This is a genomic window from Oceanicaulis sp. HTCC2633, from assembly GCF_000152745.1.
In the GTDB taxonomy this organism is placed as follows: domain Bacteria; phylum Pseudomonadota; class Alphaproteobacteria; order Caulobacterales; family Maricaulaceae; genus Oceanicaulis.
Window position 1 is genome coordinate 1702826 of sequence record NZ_CH672428.1, and the last position, 20793, is coordinate 1723618.

General features: G+C 64.4%; 14 protein-coding genes. 5 read left to right on the forward strand and 9 right to left on the reverse strand.

Annotated elements, in window-relative coordinates; all coding sequences use genetic code 11:
• Nucleotides 1-60: 60 nt before the first annotated feature.
• From OA2633_RS08130 to OA2633_RS08140, 3 genes are all read right to left on the reverse strand, one after another.
• Nucleotides 61-1584, reverse strand: coding sequence for an NAD(P)/FAD-dependent oxidoreductase (locus OA2633_RS08130; RefSeq protein WP_009802043.1), 1524 nt, complete (start codon nucleotides 1582-1584; stop codon nucleotides 61-63).
• Nucleotides 1585-1664: 80 nt separating this feature from the next.
• Nucleotides 1665-3329: a carboxylesterase/lipase family protein gene (locus OA2633_RS08135; protein ID WP_009802044.1), complete on the reverse strand. Its 1665-nt coding sequence runs from the start codon at nucleotides 3327-3329 to the stop codon at nucleotides 1665-1667.
• A 120-nt stretch (nucleotides 3330-3449) separates the two neighbouring features.
• On the reverse strand, nucleotides 3450-5558 hold the full coding sequence (locus OA2633_RS08140) for a TonB-dependent receptor domain-containing protein (protein WP_241760700.1): 2109 nt from the start codon (nucleotides 5556-5558) through the stop codon (nucleotides 3450-3452).
• A 174-nt stretch (nucleotides 5559-5732) separates the two neighbouring features.
• Between OA2633_RS08140 and OA2633_RS08145 the strand changes: the two genes are divergently transcribed.
• A complete protein-coding gene (locus OA2633_RS08145) occupies nucleotides 5733-6764 on the forward strand; it encodes a DUF6607 family protein (RefSeq protein WP_009802046.1) in 1032 nt (343 codons plus the stop codon).
• 152 nt (nucleotides 6765-6916) lie between these two features.
• Here the strand turns inward: OA2633_RS08145 and leuS are convergent, their stop codons facing one another.
• From leuS to OA2633_RS08175, 6 genes are all read right to left on the reverse strand, one after another.
• Nucleotides 6917-9613 carry a leucine--tRNA ligase gene (gene leuS / locus OA2633_RS08150; RefSeq protein ID WP_009802047.1) on the reverse strand — a complete coding sequence of 899 codons (2697 nt, stop codon included), beginning with the start codon at nucleotides 9611-9613 and terminating at the stop codon, nucleotides 6917-6919.
• Nucleotides 9614-9624: 11 nt separating this feature from the next.
• Nucleotides 9625-12792, reverse strand: a complete 3168-nt coding sequence (ileS, locus tag OA2633_RS08155; protein WP_009802048.1) for an isoleucine--tRNA ligase — start codon at nucleotides 12790-12792, stop codon at nucleotides 9625-9627.
• Nucleotides 12793-12949: 157 nt separating this feature from the next.
• Nucleotides 12950-14095, reverse strand: coding sequence for a PLP-dependent aspartate aminotransferase family protein (locus tag OA2633_RS08160; protein ID WP_009802049.1), 1146 nt, complete (start codon nucleotides 14093-14095; stop codon nucleotides 12950-12952).
• The gene (locus OA2633_RS08165) at nucleotides 14088-15038 is read right to left on the reverse strand and encodes an alpha/beta fold hydrolase (protein WP_009802050.1); all 951 of its coding nucleotides are present in this window, start codon (nucleotides 15036-15038) and stop codon (nucleotides 14088-14090) included. Before OA2633_RS08165 ends, OA2633_RS08160 begins: the two co-directional genes overlap by 8 nt.
• A complete protein-coding gene (locus tag OA2633_RS08170; protein WP_009802051.1) occupies nucleotides 15038-16012 on the reverse strand; it encodes a homoserine dehydrogenase in 975 nt (324 codons plus the stop codon). Before OA2633_RS08170 ends, OA2633_RS08165 begins: the two co-directional genes overlap by 1 nt.
• 218 nt (nucleotides 16013-16230) lie before the next feature.
• On the reverse strand, nucleotides 16231-16893 hold the full coding sequence (locus OA2633_RS08175; RefSeq protein WP_162010987.1) for a sulfite exporter TauE/SafE family protein: 663 nt from the start codon (nucleotides 16891-16893) through the stop codon (nucleotides 16231-16233).
• A gap of 233 nt (nucleotides 16894-17126) precedes the next feature.
• On the opposite strand from OA2633_RS08175, the gene ccoN reads away from it, so the two are divergent.
• Genes ccoN through ccoP form a run of 4 tightly spaced genes read left to right on the forward strand, consistent with a single transcriptional unit; the run spans nucleotide 17127 to nucleotide 20704 of the window.
• A complete protein-coding gene (gene ccoN / locus OA2633_RS08180) occupies nucleotides 17127-18785 on the forward strand; it encodes a cytochrome-c oxidase, cbb3-type subunit I (protein WP_009802053.1) in 1659 nt (552 codons plus the stop codon).
• Between the two features lie 10 nt (nucleotides 18786-18795).
• Nucleotides 18796-19554: a cytochrome-c oxidase, cbb3-type subunit II gene (gene ccoO / locus OA2633_RS08185; protein WP_009802054.1), complete on the forward strand. Its 759-nt coding sequence runs from the start codon at nucleotides 18796-18798 to the stop codon at nucleotides 19552-19554.
• Nucleotides 19555-19560: 6 nt separating this feature from the next.
• Nucleotides 19561-19749, forward strand: coding sequence for a cbb3-type cytochrome c oxidase subunit 3 (locus OA2633_RS08190; protein ID WP_009802055.1), 189 nt, complete (start codon nucleotides 19561-19563; stop codon nucleotides 19747-19749).
• Nucleotides 19742-20704, forward strand: a complete 963-nt coding sequence (ccoP, locus tag OA2633_RS08195) for a cytochrome-c oxidase, cbb3-type subunit III (RefSeq protein WP_009802056.1) — start codon at nucleotides 19742-19744, stop codon at nucleotides 20702-20704. Before OA2633_RS08190 ends, ccoP begins: the two co-directional genes overlap by 8 nt.
• The last annotated feature ends 89 nt before the right edge of the window (nucleotides 20705-20793 follow it).

A 20793-nucleotide genomic window follows, 5' to 3' on the forward strand; every position in this document is an offset into this window, starting at 1 on the left:
GCGGGCGCTCCCTATCCTTAAGAACTTCAGCTTGTCTCAAGACGGGCGGGAGGCCAAGCCCTACTCCGCCGCCTCTGTCAGCGGGGCGCCCGCGCGGAAGACCTGATCGCCAGCGGTGCCGAAGCGCACATGGCCGTCCTCGAGCTTGCCATACCGGATGGCGAACATGTCCTGCAGATAGTTCTGATAGGTGCGCCAGGGCGGCGTCGCTCCCTGTCGCGGCAGCGTGGGCAGGGCCCGCTGGACATAACCCGAAGAGAAATCGAGCAAGGGCAGGGTTTCCAGACCCTCAGGCGGGGTCGGCACCACATAATCGAGATTGCGCGCCTTCATGTGATTGATCAGGCGGCAGACCCGCTCGGCCGTCAGGTCCACTTTCAACGTCCAGGACGCGTTGGTGTAGCCGAAGGCCAGCGCCAGATTGGGGACGTCCGACAGCATCATGCCGCGATAGGTGACATGGTCGGGCGCCACGAAGGGCTGCCCGTCCACGCTTATATCCATGCCGCCGCCCACCTGCATCTCAAGCCCCGTTGCAGGAATGATGAGATCCGCTTCCAGCGTCTCGCCCGATTTCAGAAGGATGCCGTTCTCAGTGAAGCGCTCGATCTGGTCGGTGACGATCGAGGCTTCGCCCGACTTCAGGACGTCAAAGAAATCGCCTTCGGGGGCTAGGCAGAAGCGTTGATCCCAGGGCCGATAGCTGGGCGAGAAATGCTTCTCAACGTCAAAGTCTTCGCCCAGCTGCTCCTGAATGGCCTTGAGCACGCCCTTCTTCACAAAGTCCGGCCAGCGCCGCGACATCTGGAAGATCAGGATCGCCTGCAGGACATTCTTGATCCGCGTCAGGCCATAAGCGGTCTTGGCGGGCAGGACCTTGCGCAGGAAATCCGCGGTCTTGTCCACGGATGGTCGCGCCGCGATATAGGTGGGCGAACGCTGCAGCATGGTGACATGTCTCGCCGTGTCCGACATCGCCGGCACCAGCGTCACCGCCGTTGCGCCCGATCCGATCACCACCACGCGTTTGCCAGTGTAATCATAGCCTTCGGGCCAGTGTTGGGGATGGATGACATCGCCCTTGAAGTCCGCCATGCCCGGAAAGTCCGGCATGTAACCGCGGTCATAGCGATAATAGCCCGAGCACAGGAAGACGAATTTGGCGGTATAGCGCTTGATGGCGCCGCTCTCGCCGACGGCGACCTCCACCGTCCAGCGGGCGTCTTCGGTGCTCCAGTGCGCGCCCACCACCTTGTGCTGATAGCGGATAATGGGAGCGATGCCCGCTTCTTCGGCGGTGTCGTTGACATAATTTCGAATGGAGGGACCGTCCGCGAACACCTTGCCGTCCGTCCAGGGCCGGAAGGCATAGCCGAAGGTGTACATGTCGCTGTCAGAGCGGATGCCGGGATAGCGGAAGAGGTCCCAGGTGCCCCCCAGGCTCTCGCGCGATTCCAGGATCAGATAGGACTGGTCCGGGCAGCGATGCTGCAAGTGCCAGGCCGCGCCCACGCCGGAGAGACCGGCGCCGACAATGAGCACATCAAGATCCGCCTCGACGGGCGCTGAAACGTTTGCAGACATGTCTTCCTCCCCGGCGGCTTGGCCGCTCGCTCTGGAAGTAAGTGAACACTGTTCACTTCATGCCTGCAAGAGGAAACGCCCTACACCTCACATCCGGTGCGCGCCCGGATGCGGGCTTCCAGTTCATCCCGCCAGTTCACCAGGGCCTCTGCGATATGGCAGGTGTCCGCTGAATCAAGCGTCGGATCACTCGCCAGGTCCTCGAGCAGGCGCTCCACGCTGTCGGTTCCTTCCAGCAGTCCTGATGTGGGCGCATCAAAGCGTTTCAGCACGCCGTCCTCCGTCCAGGCCGGCCAGCCCGCGCCCGGATCTCCGGTCCGGGCGAACTCGGTCCAGTAGGCGCCCATTTCCGCCGCCAGCTCCGCACGGCTGTCGGCGTTTTCGCGATGGAACAGAAACCGGTCGAGGGGACCGAAGAAATCGAAATGGTTGAAGACGAAGGGAATTTCCATGGCGTGCGCTGCACCGAACAATTCCGACAGGTCCATGGTCAGGAATCCGCCCCCGTCATCCCAGTCAAACCGGTACGCCCAGAGCGGTTCATGACCCGCTGCGCGCATGCGCGCGAAAGGCTGATCAATCGCCAGGATCCGCCACAGCCGGGACTGATAATAGGCGCGGCGCTCATACAGATGGGGATCACGGATCGAGATAAGGACGCCGAACCGCTGACGGGTCAGCTCCGGGTTCAGGGCGTTGAAGAGCTTCATCTCGTCCCGGTTCACGCCTGAAATGATCGGCACGGCGTTGAAGGTCTCCGTATCATCCAGCGTGCTCGCCAGCCCCTCGCGCGGCAAGGTCACGCCATCTGCGATCACGCGCGGCAGTTCCGCCCGGGCATCGCCCAGATTGTAGGCGTCAAAAACCGCCTGAAGCGGGGCGTTCCGCAAGGCATACGCCGTCGCCTCACCGCTCAGCATGCGCTCTGCCGCCGGTATGGCGCTGTTCTCGGTTCCCTCTTGCGCTTCGTTCAGCGGCGTTGAATCAAAGAAGCCCGATTGCACGACTGCCCGATGATAAAGACCGGACGCGAGCGGCGAGGCCAGCAAGGCGGCGACATTCTGCCCGCCCGCGCTCTCGCCGAAGATCGTCACATTGTCGGGATCACCGCCGAACTGGCCGATTTCCTCCGCCACCCATTGCAGCGCCGCGACATGGTCCAGCAGGGCGAAGTTCGCGCCTTCGCCCTCGTCAATCTGCGGATGTGCGAAAAAGCCGAGCGGGCCGAGGCGGTACTGAATCACCACCACGACCACATCCTGCTCCTGGGCGAGCTTTGAGCCGTCATACTGGCTGGCGAAACCCCAGGTGTTCGAGCCGCCATGGATCCAGACCATAACCGGCCGGTCCGCGTTATCCGGTCCGGCCCCGTTGGGCGCGTAGACATCAAGCTTCAGACAGTCTTCGCTGCCGTACAGATCGCCCTCATCGCGGCCGGTCGTGCGTGTGCTCAACCGGTTGATGATCTGCGGACAGGGCTCGGAATGCGTCAGGGCTTCAAAGCGCTCTGTGAATCGGGCCGCCGGCTGCGGCGCGCGCCAGCGATTCACCCCCGCAGTTGACGCCGCATAGGGCAGGCCAAGCCAGACCTGGGCGGCATTGTCCGCCGCGAAGCCGACAATTTCCCCCTGGCTGATCGTGCGTTCAGTCGCGGCGAGCGGCTCGGGCGGTTCCGGGACGCTGGAGCATGCGCCCAGCCCCGAAAGCACGCCAATCGCGACCAGTGTGCGCAGATGTCTGATCATGGAAGCCTCCCTCATCCCTGGCGCTAATGTGTTCCGACACCCCCGCCAGGGCAAGGAGAACGCAAAGAAAAGGGCGCGCCCGCGTCCGGACGCGCCCCTGGGGACAGGCGTCGGCCCTCTCTACCAGGCGCCCGTCCAGGTCAGATCAACGCGCACGCTGCGTCCCGCTTCGGAAACGCCTGCGAACACGCGCTCATAATCCTCGTCAAACACGTTATCGACGCCGAGATTGATGCGCAGGGGCTGGTCCGCCATCGGCGTCCAGCTGGCATACAGATCCAGCACCGCATAGCCGTCGCGCTCTTCCGCCGCGCTTGCAACCTTGTCGAAGTCGGACGCGAACGCCACGCGACCGCCCAGGGTCAGGCGTTGCGGCTCGAAGGTGTAGCGCGCATTCACAAAGCCCATGACCGGCTGCAGCGCGCCCAGCGGGTCGCCCGTCGCCTTGTCCTCGCCATCCACTTCGAAGACGGAGCCGGACAGCTCGAACGCCCCGACCGAATAGGCCGCTGCGATCTCGAACCCCTCGAGCTCGGCTTCGGAGAGGTTCTCCGAATAGGTCGTGCCCGCAGAGCACGGCATGAAGGGCGGCGCGAAGCAGGTCGGATTGAACGCAAAGTCCACATTGAGATTGATCAGGTCCTCAGCCTCGGTCTGGAACCAGGCCCCCTTGATCTCCAGCCGGTCATTGGCCGTGAACAGGCCCTCATGACTGAAGGCGGCGCCGATCTCGAACGTCTCGGTCTCTTCCGGCTTCAGGTTCGGATTGGCGATGAAGCTGTTGGTGATGAAGACCGGCGCGCCCAGGATCGGGTGCGGCAAGGAGAAGTGGGTATCGCTGAGGTAAAGCTCGTTCAGCGACGGTGCGCGGAAGGCTTCCGACCAGCTGCCGAATATCCGGATGCTGTCATTGGGCGCCCAGGTGGCCGCGATGCGGGGAGAGACGGCCTCGTCTTTGTTGTCATCGGCGGCGCTCGATGCACTCTCGAACTGGTCAAAGCGCACGCCCGGAAGGACGATCAGTTCGCCGGCCGCGCCGAGATCGAGCGTGCTTTCAAGCTGGGCCCAGACGCCGGTGAAGCGGGTGGAGCCGGACGGCACGCCGCCCCGCACCCCGTCAGAGGTGGCGGAATCAAAGCCTTCCTGCTCGTCCTCATACCATTCCGCGCCCGTCACCAACGCCAGATCGAGCCCGCCCAGCGCAAACTCGGCGCGGTTCTCCGCTCGAATGCCGGTGGTGGTCAGGTCCCGCTCCACAAGGCGGTTTATGCTCGCATCCACCTCATCCACAGCGCCGATATTGTGATAGACCGTGGTCTCAAGATTGATCAGCGGGCTGTGCGCATCAAAGCGCAGGGTGGCTCGCAGGCTGTCAGAGGCGACATCCTTGTTCATCAGCGGGTTGAGACTATCGACCCCAGCCGCGCCCTGGCCATTATTGGGCTCGACGCTGTCATTGCGGAAGCTCAGCCAGCCGAGCTCCAGCTCGACCCCCTCGGCCATATCCCATTCCCCGCCCAGCAGGGTGGAGACGATGTCGTCACTGGCTGAGAGATCATCACCGGAGCCCAGCGCGATATCACCGGACTGACGCAGACTGACCGCCGCCACGCCCTCGAGGTCGCCGAAATCGCCGACCAGCGCCACCGAGCCGCGGCTTTCCTCATTGACCGAGCGATAGCCCGCCGAAGCGCGCACGCCATAGCGCTGGCCGTCTTCGAGCAAGTCATCCGCTTCCAGCGTCTCAAAGGCGACGACTCCGCCCGCCGCGCCGGATCCATAGAGCGACGCGGCCGAGCCGCGCACGCTCTCCACCCGGCCCAGAAGCGAGGGATCCAGGAACAGCACGCCGTCATGGGCGCTGTTGAAGTTCTGCCGCGCGCCATCGATCAGCAAGGTCACATTCTCGCGGCCCAGACCGCGCAGGCTGAGGGTCTGACCGGTCCGGCGCGGTCCGCCTGACACTTCCAGCGCCGGGATGTCTTCGAGAAGTTCGATGAGGTCGGAGGGACGGTTCTGGTCCAGCGCTTCGAGCGAAATGACGCTGGTCAGGCCCGGATAGTCAAAATTGGTCAGCTGGGTGCGGGTGGCGGTGACCACGATCACATCGCTGGCCTCCTCTCCCTGGCTGGCCTCCGTTTCGGCCATGGCCGGCGAGGCCAGCGCCAGCGCCGAAACGCTCGCCGCCATCAACATGCGTGCGTTCAGTCTCTCAGATTTGGAAGTCATGTCCTCGCCCCGTATTGCGAATAGTTCTCAATTTCTCTCTGAATGGCGCAGGTCATTTGAGATTGCAAGTGAGAATCTTTCGCACTATGCAGTCGGCATGAGTTTTCGCAGAGCGGACCGCGCCGGCAGGGCCGCTTCGTTCAGCCTGACCGCAAGACAGACAGGGACATTGAGATGACCAGATTGCGCTTGATGACGCTCGCCACCGCCAGCCTCGCCGCGCTCACCTTGGGCGCATGCGCCAGCACCGGCGCGCATACCGGCATGGCGACAGCACCGCAAACGCACGCCCCGCATGCGCATACGGACCATGAGGCCGACTTCGAAGCGGACCGTCAGGCCATTCTGGCGATGGCGGGCGAATACGAAGTGACGTTCGATTTCACCGAATTCCTGCCCATTGACGCCGCATACGAGCTGGCCGATCCCAAGGTCACCCCGGCGCGCGAAGTGGTCTACGTGATCGCCGATGAGGGCGACTTCATCTCTCTCCAGCACCTGCTGCTGGTCGGGGATCTGGAAGACCCGTTCGTGGTGAAGCACTGGCGTCAGGACTGGGCGTATCAGCCCGAGCGCCTGATGGCCTATCGCGGCTTCGGCGCCTGGGAAATGGACACGCTGAGCGCGGATCAGTCCCACCGCGCCTGGTCGCAGACGGTCTATCAGGTCGATGACAGCCCGCGCTATGCCGGGATCGCCCGCTGGGAGCATGCGCCCGAAGCCTCCACCTGGGAGCCGGCGCGCAGCTGGCGCCCCCTGCCGCGCCGCGACGCCACCACGCGCGATGACTACGATGTGATCGAAGCCGTGAACCGCCACACGATCCTCGAGTGGGGCTGGACACACGAACAGGACAACTCAAAGCTTGTCCTTCGCGATGGCGAGGAGCGCGAGCTGGTGCGTGAGCACGGCATCAACACCTATCGCCGCTATGACCTTGAGGGTGATCACGCTGCGCAAACCTATTGGGACGGCACTCAAGACTATTGGGCCGATGTGCGCGCGGTCTGGGACGACATACTTGAACACGCCGATCGCTTCACCGCCGAGGATGATGCGGAAGGCTCGATGCTCTACATGCCGCTGCTGAATGAAGGGCAGGCGGTGCTCGATGGCGAGCAAGACGCCGACACGGCCTTCTCGAACGCCGCAGACGTGATGGAAGCCCAGATCACGGTGGATGGCGAACCGCTTGAGGTGGAGTAGCGCAGGCGCACATGGGTCCCCGGGTCAAGCCCGAGGACCGAGAGCATAGAGCTTGAACCTCTCGGCCTTCGGATTTGATCCGGAGGCCCATACCCCCATCAAAAAAGCCCCGGCGTCACCGCCGGGGCTTTCACATAGTCAAAGACCAGCGCTTAAGCCTGATCGAGCTTGGGCACGTTCACCAGCTTGACGCGGCCCGACTTCTTGTCGCGCACCACGATGACGCGCTTCATGTCCACGCCTTCGATGGACTTGCCCATCTCGGCGAGGCGGGCCAGCGAGGCGTCGCGCACGGTCTGGTCATCCGCATCCGGCGCCAGCTTGATGGTGTCGCGGCGCTTGCCGCCTTCCTGGATCACCACCTCGATCTCCTCGATCGCAGCGTCCAGATCGGCTTCGTTGGCCGTCGGCCATTGGGCATCAAAGACGGACGGTTTGTGACCGGCCTTCTCCCACAGCTCTTCGGCCATGAAGGGCGCAAACGGCGCGAGCACGGTGATGAACTGATCGAGCACAGCCTTGGTGACCGGCTGCCCTTCCACCGCATTGAGGAACTTCATCAGCTCCGCGATGCCGGTATTGAGGCGCAGATTGTCCAGATCCTCGGTGATCGCGAGCACAAGCTTGGTCAGCGCCAGGCTGACCGGCTTGCTCTCTTCGGTCGCCGGATTGGCGAGGCCTTCGGTGGCGAAACGCCAGACGCGACGCAGGAATTTGAGTGCGCTGGCGACCTTGTCGGTCTCCCATTCGCGCATCGCCTCGACCGGGCCCATGAACATCATGTGCACGCGGAAGGCGTCCGCTCCGAAGCGCTCGACCACATCATCGGGCGTCACGACATTGTGCAGCGATTTTGACATTTTCGCGCCGACCCGCTCGACCACATCGCCGGACGGCTCATGCACGAAGGTCCCGTCTTCACGCTCGACGACTTCATCGACCGGCAGGATGATCCCGCGGTCATTCTTGAAGGCGTGGCTCGTGAGAAGGCCCTGGTTCACCAGTTTCTGGAACGGCTCCCTGGTGGAAACCAGACCCAGATCAAACAGGATCTTGTGCCAGAAGCGCGCATAGAGAAGGTGCAGCGTCGCGTGCTCGGCGCCGCCCACATAGAGGTCCACCATGCCCCAGGCTTTCTCGAGCTCGGGGTCGACCATGGCCTGTGCATTCCTGGGGTCCTTGAAGCGCAGATAATACCAGCACGACCCCGCCCATTGCGGCATGGTGTTGGTGTCCCGGCGCCCCTTCATCCCGGTTTCGGGATCGATGACCTCGACCCAGTCCTCGGCGCGCGCCAGCGGGGATTCCCCGTGGCCGGTCGGCTTGTAGGTGTCGATATGCGGCAAGGTCAGCGGCAGCTGGTCTTCGGGCACGGTGGTGCGGGTGCCGTCTTCCCAATGGATGATCGGGATCGGCTCGCCCCAATAGCGCTGACGGGCGAAGATCCAGTCACGCAGATTATAGCTGATGACGCGCTTGCCGACGCCCTGCGCTTCCAGATGATCGGCGACCGCTTCGCGCGCCTCGCGCCAACGCACGCCGGCCTGATAAAGCTCGCTCTGATCAGGGGCGGCGAGCATGACGCCGTCCTCGGTCCAGCACTTCTGACCCGCCAGCACGGACTCCCGTTCGGGCGCGTCCGCGCCCGGATCGATCACCGGCACGATGTCGAGGCCGTACTTGCTGGCGAACGTGAAATCGCGCTCGTCATGGGCCGGAACGCCCATCACGGCGCCCGTGCCATAGTCGGGCAGCACATAGTCGGCGACGTAGATCGGCACGGCGCGACCTGTCACCGGGTTGATGGCGAAGCTGCCCGTGGGCGCGCCAGTCTTCTCGGCGTCCTTGGTGCGATCGAGATCGGACTTGCGCGCAGCCTCGTCACGATAGGCGTCCACCGCCGCCTTCTGTTCGGGCGCGGTCAGCACATCCACGAGCGCGTGCTCGGGCGCAACAGCGAGGAAGGTCACCCCGCCAAGCGTGTCGACGCGGGTGGTGAAGGTTTCGACTTCCTGCTCGGAGCCCTGAACCTTGAAGCGCAATTGCACGCCTTCAGAGCGCCCGATCCAGTTGCGCTGGGAATCTTTGATGCCTTCGGGCCAGTCGAGACCGTCGAGATCATTGATCAAACGCTCGGCATAGGCCGTGATGCGCATCTTCACCTGCTTGAGCGGGACGCGGATCACCTCATAGCCCTGCTCGGACTTGCCGTCGAAGACCTCTTCATTGGCGAGGATCGTGCCCAGCTCGGCGCACCAGTTCACCGGCGCGGTCTCGTAATACACAAGCCGACGCTCGTCCTGATAGTCCTGAACCGCAAGCTTGCCCTGCGCCTCGACCTCGGCCGGGATCGGCAGATCGTCCATGGGACGGGCCTTCTGGGCGTCATGATCGTACCAGGCGTTATAAAGCCGGGAGAAGATGAACTGGGTCCAGTGATAATAGTCCGGGCTGGAGGTCTGGATCTCGCGATCCCAGTCATACCCCAGGCCCAGAAGATCCATCTGGCGCTTGTAGTTGGCGATATTGTCCTGGGTGGAGACCTGCGGGTGCACCCCGGTCTTCATGGCATAGCGCTCCGCCGGCAGGCCGAAGCTGTCCCAGCCCATCGGGTGCAGCACCTTGTAGCCCGCCATGCGCTTGTAGCGCGCGACAATATCCGTGGACAGATAACCCACCGGGTGGCCCACATGCAGACCCGCCCCGGACGGGTAGGGAAACATGTCGAGCACGTAGAAGGTCTTGTCGCCGGGCTTGGGGTCCGGCGTCTTCATGGTGTGGTTCTGCTGCCAGTAGGCGCGCCATTTCTTCTCAAGCGCGTTGAACTCGTAAGCGGTCTGTTCGGTCATCGAATCTCGTCCTAGCCGGCTTTCGCCACGGAGATGCGCACGGCATCGCCCTGAATCTCGGTCTCGCTGACAAAGCCCTCGCCCGCTTCAGCCGCAAGGCTGAGAGCGAGGGTTTCGTCCTTGATGAAGTCACCATGGGCGTCGAGCGCCGCCTTCACAGCCTCGCCGCCGGCAATGCCGAGCGCGATACGGTCAGACACTTCCAGACCCGCCTCCTTGCGGGCGGTCTGGACCGCGCGCACGAGGTCGCGGGCGAGGCCTTCACGTTCCTGATCCGCGTCCACGGAGGTGTCGAGCACGATGGCGCCGGTGCCGGCGAAGGGTTCGGCGTCCGAGCCCTCATCGGTGACGACGCGCATGGTGAACTCTTCGGCGGCGAGGGTTTCACCCGCCACCGTCGCCGTGCCGTCCTCATTGAGCGTAAACTCACCCGAACGCGAGGCCGCCATGACATCCTTCATGGCCTTCCCGAGGCGCTTGCCGATGCGCGGATCGGGCTTGAGCTCGACCTTGCCATAGGCGTCGAGATCGGTGGATGTCGCCACATCGCGCACATTCACCTCGTCCCGGATCAGGTCCGCGAACGGTTCCAGCGCCGCACTGTCCGCATGCACGATGGTCAGGGTCTTGAGCGGCAGGCGCACGCGCAGACGCGCGCGCTCACGCACCGCCAGCGCCGCCGAACAGGCGTCGCGCACCAGGTCCATCGCGTGGACGAGATCATGGTCCTGCGGGAACTCGTCCGCTTGCGGCCAGAGGGTCAGATGCACCGAACGATCGCCGGTCAGGGCCTTGTAGACCTTCTCGGTCGTGATCGGCAGCAGCGGGGCGAGGATTCGGCTCACCTTCACAAGGACCGTATAGAGCGTATCGAAGGCCGCGTTCTTGGCCGCCTCGTCTTCGGAGCCCCAGAAGCGGGCGCGGGAGCGGCGGATATACCAGTTGGTCAGCGCGTCGAAATAGGCCGTCGCCTCCTTGCAGGCGCGCGGCACGTCATAGCCTTCGAGCGCCGCGTTCACGGCATTGGCCAGCTCGCCCGTCTTGGTGAGGATATAGCGATCCAGGGGATCGGTCGCCGAGGTGATGATCTGCGGCTGGCGCTCCTCGAGATTGGCGTAGAGCGAGAAGAAGGAATAGGCGTTCAGCAGCGGCGCGATGGCTTCGCGCTGCACGCTCGCAATCTCGCGGCCCTCCTTGGGCACCAGCAGGTCGCCCCCGGTGAGCACCGGCGAGGAGATCAGGAACCAGCGCATCACGTCCGAGCCGTACTGGTCAAAGAACTCCATCGGGTCGGGATAGTTGCGCAGGCGCTTGGACAGCTTCTGGCGGTTCTCATCCAGCACCACGCCGTGGCAGATCGCGTTCTTGAAGGGCGGCCGATCGAACAGCATCGTCGACAGCACCATCAGCGTGTAGAACCAGCCGCGCGTCTGGGCGACATATTCCACGATGAAGTCCGCCGGGAAGTTCGCCTCGAACCAGTCCTTGTTCTCGAACGGGTAATGGACCTGGGAATACGGCATGGAGCCGGAGTCAAACCACACATCGAACACGTCCTCGACGCGGCGCATGGTGGACTTGCCGGTGGGATCATCCGGGTTCGGACGGGTCAGTTCGTCGATATAGGGGCGGTGCAGGTCGGTGACCTTGACGCCGAACTCCGCCTCCAGCTCCTCGATGGAGCCATAGACGTCGACGCGTGGATAGTTCGGATCATCAGACACCCAGACCGGGATCGGCGTGCCCCAGAAGCGCGAGCGGGAGATGTTCCAGTCCTGCGCACCGGCGAGCCAATTGCCGAAAATGCCATCTTTGACGTGGGCCGGAGACCAGTTGATCTCCTTGTTCAGCTCGACCATCCGCTCGCGGAAGTCCGACACCTTCAAATACCAGCTGTCGACCGCTTTGTAGATCAGCGGCTCGTCCGTCCGCCAGCAATGCGGATAGTTGTGGTCATAGGTGTCATGGCGGAAGAGTTTGCCCTCTTCCTTCATGCGCTGGATGATCGGCTTGTTGGCGTCAAACACCAGCATGCCTTCATAATCAGGCACCTGAGACGTATAGCGGCCCGCCTGATCCACCGGCACGACAACGGCGATGCCCGCCTTGCGGCAGGCGTTCAGGTCATCCTCACCAAAGCCCGGCGCCATGTGCACGATACCGGTGCCGTCCTCATCAACGACGAAGTCCTCGATCAGGATCTGGTGGGCGTTCTCCCAGCCGACGAAATAGTCGAACGGCGGGTGGTATTTCAGGCCCGCCAGCTCAGAGCCCTTCACCGTGCCGATCTGCTCGGCGCCCTCAAGCTGCTTCTTGTACTTCTCAAGCCCGTTCACCGACAGGATGAAGCGCTCATCGCCCTTCTGCATGATGGCGTAGGTGATGTCCGCGCCGGCGGCGGCGGCGAGGTTGGAGGGCAGCGTCCAGGGCGTGGTGGTCCAGATCAGGATCTTCGCGCCCGACAGCTCGCCCTGACCCTCTTTCAGCTCGAAGCCGATGGTGACGGCGGGGTCGGTGCGGTTGCGGTAGGAGTTGTCGAGACGGGTCTCGAAATTCGACAGCGGGGATTCCACGGCCCAGGAATAGGGCACGACCCGGTAATCCTTGTAGACAAGACCCTTGTCCCAGAGCTGCTTGAACGCCCACAGCGCGCTTTCCATGAAGCTGATGTCGAGCGTCTTGTAGTCGTTCTCGAAATCGACCCAGCGCGCCGAACGGGTGACATAGTCCTCCCACTCGCCGGCATATTTCATTACGCCCGCGCGCGCGGCGGCGTTGAACTTGTCGATGCCCATTTCCAGGACGGCCTTGCGCCCGGAAATGCCAAGGTCCTTCTCGGCGGACAGTTCAGCCGGCAGGCCGTGCGTGTCCCAGCCGAAGCGACGCTCGACGCGCTTGCCCTTCATGGTCTGGAAGCGCGGGATCACGTCCTTGGCGAAGCCGGTCAGAAGGTGCCCGTAGTGCGGCAAGCCATTGGCGAAGGGCGGGCCGTCATAGAAGACGAACTGATCGTCTTCCGGGCGCTCGTCGATCGAGGCCTGGAAGGTGCCGTCCGCCTTCCAGAACTGGAGAATCTCGGCATCGATCTTGGGCAGCTCCGACGGTCCGGGGACAGCGGGAAAACGGCGCTCCGTCGCGCCTTCAGCCTTCTGGGCGTCGCTCTTGGTCGCGTCGGCCATATCGATCCTCGTCTCACATGTTTCTGACGGCTTCCCCACGCCTTCATATCGGCGCGTCTTGCGACAATGCCACTGACGGAGAAAGCCCTGCACCAGACAAGTGCAGTCAACATGCGGCGGTACCCCTTGCGCGCGCGAGGGTCAAGGCGCAGGCACGCTAAAGCGCGGCGAGCGCCTGTTCGAGATCGGCCCAGAGGTCATCCGGAGCCTCGAGCCCGACCGACAGACGCACCAGACCATCGCTCACCCCCGCCTCCTGACGCGCCTCGGGCGTCATGGCGGCATGGGTCATGGTGGCGGGGATGGCGCACAGGCTCTCCACGCCCCCGAGCGACTGGGCGAGGATGAAAAGCTCCAGCGCGAGGACGAACTGGCGCGCCGCCGCTTCCCCGCCCTCAAGCTCGAGACTCAGGAGCGGGCCGTAACCGTCCTGCTGGGCTCTGGCGATGGCGTGGCCGGGATGATCCTCGAGCCCGGGATAATCGACCCGCACCACCTTGGGGTGGGCATTCAGGCGCCGGGCAATCTCGAGCGCGCCGTCCGACTGCGCCTTCGCCCGGACCGGCAAGGTCCTCAGGCCGCGCATGGCGAGAAAGGCGTCAAACGCCCCGCCCACGGCGCCCGCCGCATTGGCCCACCAGCCCAGCTGCTCCACATGATCAGGATTTGCCGCGCAGACAACGCCGCCCACCATGTCCGAATGGCCGTTGATGATCTTGGTCAACGAACTGACGACGAGATCCGCGCCCAGCGCAATCGGGCGCTGAAGCGCGGGCGACAGAACCGTGTTGTCGACAACCGCAATCGCGCCCGCCGCTTTCGCCTTGGCGCAGGCGGACTTGAGGTCGGTCAGGCGCAGGCGCGGATTGGACGGCGTCTCGAAGAAGACGAGATCCGCGCCGTTCCAGAGCGCCTCGTCCAGCGCCACAGGGTCGGTGCAATCGGCATAGCTCAACACAAAGCCGCGCTGCTGGCTGCGCGCATCCATCAGGCGCCGCGTGCCGCCATAGCAGTCATGGGCGCAGACGATCCGCGCCCCGTTGGGCAGGAGATTGAGCACCAGATCAATCGCCGCCATTCCCGAACTGGCCACCACCGCGCCGGAGGCCCCTTCCAGCGCTGCAAGGGCGGCGGCCAGTTCAGCCCGACCGGGTTGGCCAGTGCGGGCATAGTCAAACGCGCCGGGCTGGGCCGGATCGGCCCGCCTGTAGGCGCTCGAAACCTGTATGGGCGCGACCACTGCGCCATGACCCGGATCGCAATTGATCCCGGCGCGAACGGCGCGCGTGCGAAACTCAGTCATGACGGCCCTCGAGGAAAGCATTCACACGCGCGGCCTCCTTCAGGAAGGCGTCATGACCATACGGGCTGTCATGGACGACAAGACGTGAGTCGCATCCCGTCAGCGCGGCGCGTGTCGCCTCGACCTCTTCAAGCGGCACGAGCCGGTCAGAGGTGAAGGCCAGCAGGTTCACCGGGCAGGTGATCGCGGAAAGGTCCGGGTTCGCCGCTTCCATGGAGGCGAGGCGCGACAGGAAGCGTTCAGGCGTCACCGTGCGCGCATAATCGGCGCCCCGCGCGGAGAGATAGGCTTCCACCCCGCCCGGTTCGCCCTCCGGGCCGAAACGCCGGGCGAATTCTTCGGGCGTGCGATAGGTCGTCATGGCGAGGCGGCGAGCGATATCCACGCCGCGCGCGCCCTGCCCGGCCTCGATGGCGAGCTTGAGGATTTCACGCTGGATGGCGCGCAGGCCCTGGGTCATCGGATGCACGCCTGCACTGGCGCACAGAAGATCGAGCCTGCTGACCCGTTCGGGCGCCATGGCCGCAAGGCTCAGCCCGACCGAGCCGCCATAGCTCGCGCCGACCAGCGCGAAACGCTCGATGCCCGCCGTATCGGCCAGCATCAACACGGCCGCGGCCTGATCATCCACCGTCGGGAAGGGCTCTGCGGCGTCATCGAGAAAATCCATGGACACAAGCCGTCGCCGGGTCGGGTCCAGTGCGCCGCCGACCTCAGCCACGCCCGGCCACCAGCCCGGCCCGTCCTCATCCTCGATCAGGCGCCGGTCCGCGGAAATGCCGCCCAGAACGATGGTGACGGCCCCGTCATTGGGGCCGACCACCCGGCCGCGCACATCCGACCAGCCCCCGCCATGGGGGCGTTCAAAGCCGCAGCTATACTCCTGAACGCGCCATTGGGCGGTTCGACATCGCTCGGGCGAGGAAGAGGCAAGGGCCGTCATCAGCGCTGGGCCTTCAGAAGCCGGTTGAGATCCCCGATCAGGCTGCCCGCCGTCGGCAGACGCCCAGCGCCCTTGCCCGCCACGATCACTTCAGCGCCGCGCTCGGGAAGCAGCACGACCACATTGCCTTCCGCGCGCGCCCGCGCCAGCGGGTCGGTCAGCGGCAGGGCTTCCAGACGGACCTCGGCGCGCACGCCCGAGACAGAGCGCGACAGGCAGCCCACCTGACGGATGCGGCGACCATCCTGGCGCGCCGCGTCCAGCACATGGGCGGAGAGATCGCGGATCGACGCGGTCGGGATGGAGGCCGGATCAAGATCGACGCCCCAGGCCTCGCGGGCGATCAGCGCCAGCTTGTTCGCCGCGTCCAGACCATCGAGATCCGCGCTCGGATCCGCTTCAGCGAAGCCGGCGTCCTGCGCTTCCTTTACGGACGCCTCGAGGGAGCGGCCGGACGCCAGACGGTCGAGGACGAAATTGGAGGTGCCGTTCAGCACGCCGCGGACCCGGCCGACCTTGACGCCGCTCTCGCGCAGGCGCGTCACGGTTTCCAGCACCGGCGCGCCACCGCCGACAGCGGACGAGCAGGCGAAGGTGCGACCTGCCGCCTGGGTCTCTTGCACGAGGTCAGGACGACGGGCGGCCACATCCTTGTTGGCGGTGACCACATGGCAGCCTTCCCGCACCGCGCGCTCGACCAGCGCTTCCGCCTCGGCGCCGCCGGGCAGCGCCTCGATCACCAGCTCGGGCTTGAGCGCGAATACTGCGTCCGGATCGGTGAAGACCTTGAAGCCGGATACGCCTTCGGGGCGCGGGGTGCGGGTGAGAATACCGAGAAGCTCAATTCCTTCCGGCAGACGCTCGATCACGCCGCCGCCAACCACGCCGCAACCCAGCATGATCGCGCGCATGGGGCGGACCGGCGTGGCGGCGGGTGAAAAGGCGGGGCGATCCAGCAGGGCCGGATAGGTCATGATGCTCTCCTTTGTGTTCAACGGCGCCGAAGCGAGGGCTCCGGGCGGAACTGAGGAAGAGCGGTGCGTCGAGAGTGCCTGAGGCGACGGGGGGAATGTCAGGACCAAACAATCTCGACGCTTCGCTTTAGCCGCACTTGTTCCGCGCCCGCAAGCTGAAGCTCAAATCGGCGCAAATCTGGATATAAGGATATCTTTATATCCGGTCAAGCGCTTTCTCACATGCTGTGTGAGATCACCGTCCAGACCGCCAGTCCGATGAGCGCGCCGCCCGCCAGAAGCCTGAGCCAGAGCGCGCGGGCGAGGCGTTGCAGCGCCCCCGCCCCCAGACCCAGCGCAAAGAGGGCCGGCACTGTGCCCAGGCCAAACCCCAGCATCACGAGCCCGCCTTGCACCGGTGAGCCCGTGAGCCCGGCATAGAAGGTCATCAGATAGATCAGGGCGCAGGGCATCAGCCCCCAGACCAGCCCCAGACCGATTGGCCCGAAGCGATGCAGATGGTGCAGGCGCTTGGTGATCGGCGCGGCCAGCCGCGCGCCCAGGCGCCCGACCTCTCCGCCGAAGATGGGGATTTCCATGACCGAGAAGCCCGCCGCGACCAGCACCAGCGCCGACAGATAGCGCGCCACATCCTGAAAGGCGGCAGGAGGGCGGGAATCCTGCAATCCCCAGCCAATGGCCCCGGCGATCACGCCCAGCACCAGATAGAGCGAAATCCGCGCGAGCTGGGCCTGCAGGAGCCGTGACGCCCGCAAACCCGCCCTCGTCTCCTTGCCGCCTGCGCCCAGCGCGATGACCGCAGCGATGCCGCCGCACATGGCCAGACAATGGGCGCTGGAGGACAGACCCGCGACCAGACCGGCCAGAAAATCGATTTCCATCCGTCCGCCCAAGAGCGGCCCGACATCCATTCCGGGGTGTGTCAACGTGTCGCCATCCACAATTTTTGTAGGGAATTTTCTGGAAAATCCCAAGGAAAACAAGGCATGCTCAGCATCGTGGACCTTAATGCGCGCGCGCTGGAAATGATGCTGAGGCATATTGCCATAGTTTCATCTTCGCCGTTTCCCAGCGATGACACGCATGGACATTGCCTTCATCAGGGAGGGGCGACATGACCGCGCTCGCGGGACGACCCAAAACCGGCTTAGACGCCAATGCTATGATTGTCGGCGGCATTCTGCTGCTTGGCGCTCTCTGGTCGCTGTTTGCAGCGGCCAGCGGCGCAGACGCCAATATGAGACTTCACGCCTGGGTGATCGGGGCCGGCTTCGTGCTGGGCCTGTTCGGCATGGTGGGCGTGTATTCCAATGGCGGGGTCGAACGCGACCCGGCCCAGTATAACGAGACCATCGTCAAGTACGGCGTGATCGCGTCCATGTTCTGGGCGATCGCGGGCCTGCTGGTCGGCGTGATCATCGCCTGCCAGCTGGCCTGGCCGGCGCTCCTGTCCTGGGATGCGCTGCCGCAGCTGAACTTCGGTCGTCTGCGTCCGGTGCACACCAGCGCCGTGATCTTCGCGTTCGGGGGCAACGTGCTGATCGCCACCAGCTTCTACGTGGTCCAGCGCACCACCCGCGCCCGCCTCGCCGGCGGCGTATGGCCCTGGTTCGTGTTCTGGGGCTATCAGCTGTTCATCGTGGTCGCGGCCACGGGCTATCTGCTGGGCATCACCCAGTCCAAGGAATACGCCGAGCCCGAATGGTACGCCGATCTGTGGCTGACCATCGTCTGGGTCGCGTATCTGCTGGTCTTCCTGGGCACGCTGGCCAAGCGCAAGGAACCGCACATCTATGTGGCGAACTGGTTCTATCTGGCCTTCATCGTGACCATCGCGCTGCTGCACGTGGTCAACAATCTGGCCATGCCCGTCTCCTTCCTGGGCTCGCGCTCCTACGCCGCATTCTCGGGCGTGCAGGACGCCCTGACCCAGTGGTGGTACGGCCACAACGCCGTGGGCTTCTTCCTGACCGCCGGCTTCCTGGCGATCATGTACTACTTCATCCCCAAACGGGCCGAGCGGCCGGTCTATTCCTACCGCCTGTCGATCATCCATTTCTGGGCGCTGATCTTCATCTACATCTGGGCCGGCCCCCACCACCTGCACTACACGGCTCTGCCGGAATGGGCGCAGACGCTGGGCATGACCTTCTCGATCATGCTGTGGATGCCGTCCTGGGGCGGGATGATCAACGGCCTGATGACCCTGTCGGGGGCCTGGGACAAGCTGCGCACCGACCCGGTGATCCGCATGCTGGTCGTCTCGGTGGCCTTCTACGGCATGTCGACCTTTGAAGGCCCGGTCATGTCGGTCCGCGCGGTGAACTCGCTGTCGCACTATACCGACTGGACCATTGGCCACGTGCATTCGGGCGCTCTGGGCTGGGTGGGATTCATCTCCTTCGGCGCGATCTACTGCCTTGTTCCCTGGCTGTGGAAGCGCAAGGGCATGTTCTCGCGCGCCCTCATCGAATGGCACTTCTGGATCGCGACCCTGGGCATCCTCCTGTACATCACCTCCATGTGGGTGTCGGGCATCATGCAGGGTCTGATGTGGCGCTCCTACGACTCGCTGGGCTTCCTGGAATACTCCTTCGTCCAGACGGTCGAGGCCATGCATCCCTCCTACATCATCCGCGCTCTGGGCGGCCTGATGTACCTCACTGGCGCGCTTCTGATGGCCTGGAATGTCTACAAGACCATCAAGGGCGACGTCGCCGATACCGAGGACGCGGTGAACCCGCAGTCCGCCGCTATCCAACCGGCCGAATAGGGAGGCGGATATGGCGAAAAAACAAAATCCGATCTGGGGCTGGCACAAGAAGGTTCTCGAGCAGAACTCGCTGGTGCTCACCGTGGGCGTCCTGGCTGTCGTCTCCATCGGCGGCCTGGTGGAAATCGCTCCGCTCTTCTATCTCGACGAGACCATCGAGGAAGTGGAGGGCGTGCGCCCCTACTCCCCGCTCGCGCTGATGGGCCGCGACATCTACATCCGGGAAGGCTGCTACAATTGCCACTCCCAGATGGTGCGCCCGCTGCGCGACGAGGTGGAGCGCTATGGCCACTATTCGCTGGCGGCCGAGAGCATGTACGACCACCCCTTCCAGTGGGGCTCCAAGCGCACCGGGCCGGATCTGGCCCGCGTGGGCAACAAGTACTCGGACGAATGGCACCGCGACCACATGCGCGACCCGCGCTCGGTGGTGCCTGAATCCATCATGCCGCCTTATGCGTTCCTGGAAACCACGCGTCTTGAAACCGAAGTGGTGGAAGGCCGCCTGCGGGCCCTGCGCCGGCTGGGCGTGCCCTATACCGACGAGATGATCGAGAACGCGGAAGCCGATCTGGAGGCCCAGCTCGATCCGTTCTCGGCCAGCTATGACGCCTTCCTGGCCCGGTATCCGGGCGCGCCGGTCCGCGATTTCGACGGCAATCCGGAGATGATCTCCGAACTCGACGCCCTGATCGCGTATCTGCAGGTGCTCGGCACCATGGTGGACTTCTCCACCTATGAAGCCGACGCCGACGAGAATCTGAGGTAGGCCGCCATGTACGAGATGCTTTCAAGCTTCGCACAGACCTGGGGGCTGATCGGCTTCGTCGCGCTCTTCGCCGGCGTGCTGGTCTACGCCCTCTGGCCGAAAAACCAGGACAAGTTTGACGACGCCGCGCGCGTGCCGCTCGAAGACGACGCACGCCCCGCCGCCGCCTCGGCCACGGAGGACAATCATGGCTGACGAGCACAAGAAAGACGTCGACGCCTATAGCGGCGTGGACACTACGGGCCATGAATGGGATGGCATCAAGGAGCTGGACAACCCGCTGCCGCGCTGGTGGGTGTGGGTGTTCTACGCCTCCATCGTCTGGTCGGTGATCTACTGGGTCTTCATGCCGGCCTGGCCCGCCCTGCCCGGCATGGACGGCCACACCCGCGGCCTGCGCGATCACTCCGAACGGGCCAATGTGGCCGCCGCCGTCGCCGAACTCGAAGCCAGCCGCGCGCCCATGTTCACCCGCCTCACCGAGGCGGCGAACACGGGCGGCATCAGCGCCATCGAGGCGGATGCGGACCTTCTGAGCTTCGCGCTCGCGGCGGGATCCTCGGCCTTTGGCGATAACTGCGCCACTTGTCATGGCGCAGGCGGTCAGGGCGCCATCGGCTACCCGAACCTCAATGATGATGTCTGGCTGTGGGGCGGGTCGTTCGACGAGATCCGGCACACCCTGCATGTGGGCATCCGCTGGGAGAGCAATCCCGATACCCGCTTCTCGCAAATGCCGTCCTATGGCCGCGACGAGCTTCTGTCTCGTGAGGAAATCTCTGCGGTCACCGATTACGTCATGACCCTGTCTGACATGATCGAGCCCACCGAGGCCGGTCAGACCACCGGGGCCGAGATTTTCGATTTCCAGTGTTCGGCCTGTCATGGCGCGAACGGCATGGGCGACCGCACGCAGGGCGCGCCCAACCTGACCGACCAGGAATGGCTGTACGGCGGCACGCGCGACCAGATCTACAACACGATCTGGCGGGGCCCCTATGGCATGATGCCGGCCTGGGAAGGGCGTCTGGATGAGGAAGTCATCACCGCCCTCGCCGCTTACGTTTACTTGCTGGGCGGCGGTGAAAGCGAAACGATCACTGAAGCCAGTGCGGCGGACGTGATCAACGCCCGGGAGGCGGGGCGCTAGGAACGCCTCGCCCGCACGGGTCCGACGATCAAGCGCCATCTGGTTCTCTGGGGCGAGCCGGATGGCGCACTTGTCTGACTACGCGGCCG

What these genes read in the sequence shown, in the direction of transcription:
- OA2633_RS08130 (WP_009802043.1), bottom strand. Translation starts at nt 1,584, where the DNA reads ATGTCTGCAAACGTTTCAGCGCCCGTCGAGGCGGATCTTGATGTGCTC.
- OA2633_RS08135 (WP_009802044.1), bottom strand. Translation starts at nt 3,329, where the DNA reads ATGATCAGACATCTGCGCACACTGGTCGCGATTGGCGTGCTTTCGGGG.
- OA2633_RS08140 (WP_241760700.1), bottom strand. Translation starts at nt 5,558, where the DNA reads ATGACTTCCAAATCTGAGAGACTGAACGCACGCATGTTGATGGCGGCG.
- OA2633_RS08145 (WP_009802046.1), top strand. Translation starts at nt 5,733, where the DNA reads ATGACCAGATTGCGCTTGATGACGCTCGCCACCGCCAGCCTCGCCGCG.
- leuS (WP_009802047.1), bottom strand. Translation starts at nt 9,613, where the DNA reads ATGACCGAACAGACCGCTTACGAGTTCAACGCGCTTGAGAAGAAATGG.
- ileS (WP_009802048.1), bottom strand. Translation starts at nt 12,792, where the DNA reads ATGGCCGACGCGACCAAGAGCGACGCCCAGAAGGCTGAAGGCGCGACG.
- OA2633_RS08160 (WP_009802049.1), bottom strand. Translation starts at nt 14,095, where the DNA reads ATGACTGAGTTTCGCACGCGCGCCGTTCGCGCCGGGATCAATTGCGAT.
- OA2633_RS08165 (WP_009802050.1), bottom strand. Translation starts at nt 15,038, where the DNA reads ATGACGGCCCTTGCCTCTTCCTCGCCCGAGCGATGTCGAACCGCCCAA.
- OA2633_RS08170 (WP_009802051.1), bottom strand. Translation starts at nt 16,012, where the DNA reads ATGACCTATCCGGCCCTGCTGGATCGCCCCGCCTTTTCACCCGCCGCC.
- OA2633_RS08175 (WP_162010987.1), bottom strand. Translation starts at nt 16,893, where the DNA reads ATGGAAATCGATTTTCTGGCCGGTCTGGTCGCGGGTCTGTCCTCCAGC.
- ccoN (WP_009802053.1), top strand. Translation starts at nt 17,127, where the DNA reads ATGACCGCGCTCGCGGGACGACCCAAAACCGGCTTAGACGCCAATGCT.
- ccoO (WP_009802054.1), top strand. Translation starts at nt 18,796, where the DNA reads ATGGCGAAAAAACAAAATCCGATCTGGGGCTGGCACAAGAAGGTTCTC.
- OA2633_RS08190 (WP_009802055.1), top strand. Translation starts at nt 19,561, where the DNA reads ATGTACGAGATGCTTTCAAGCTTCGCACAGACCTGGGGGCTGATCGGC.
- ccoP (WP_009802056.1), top strand. Translation starts at nt 19,742, where the DNA reads ATGGCTGACGAGCACAAGAAAGACGTCGACGCCTATAGCGGCGTGGAC.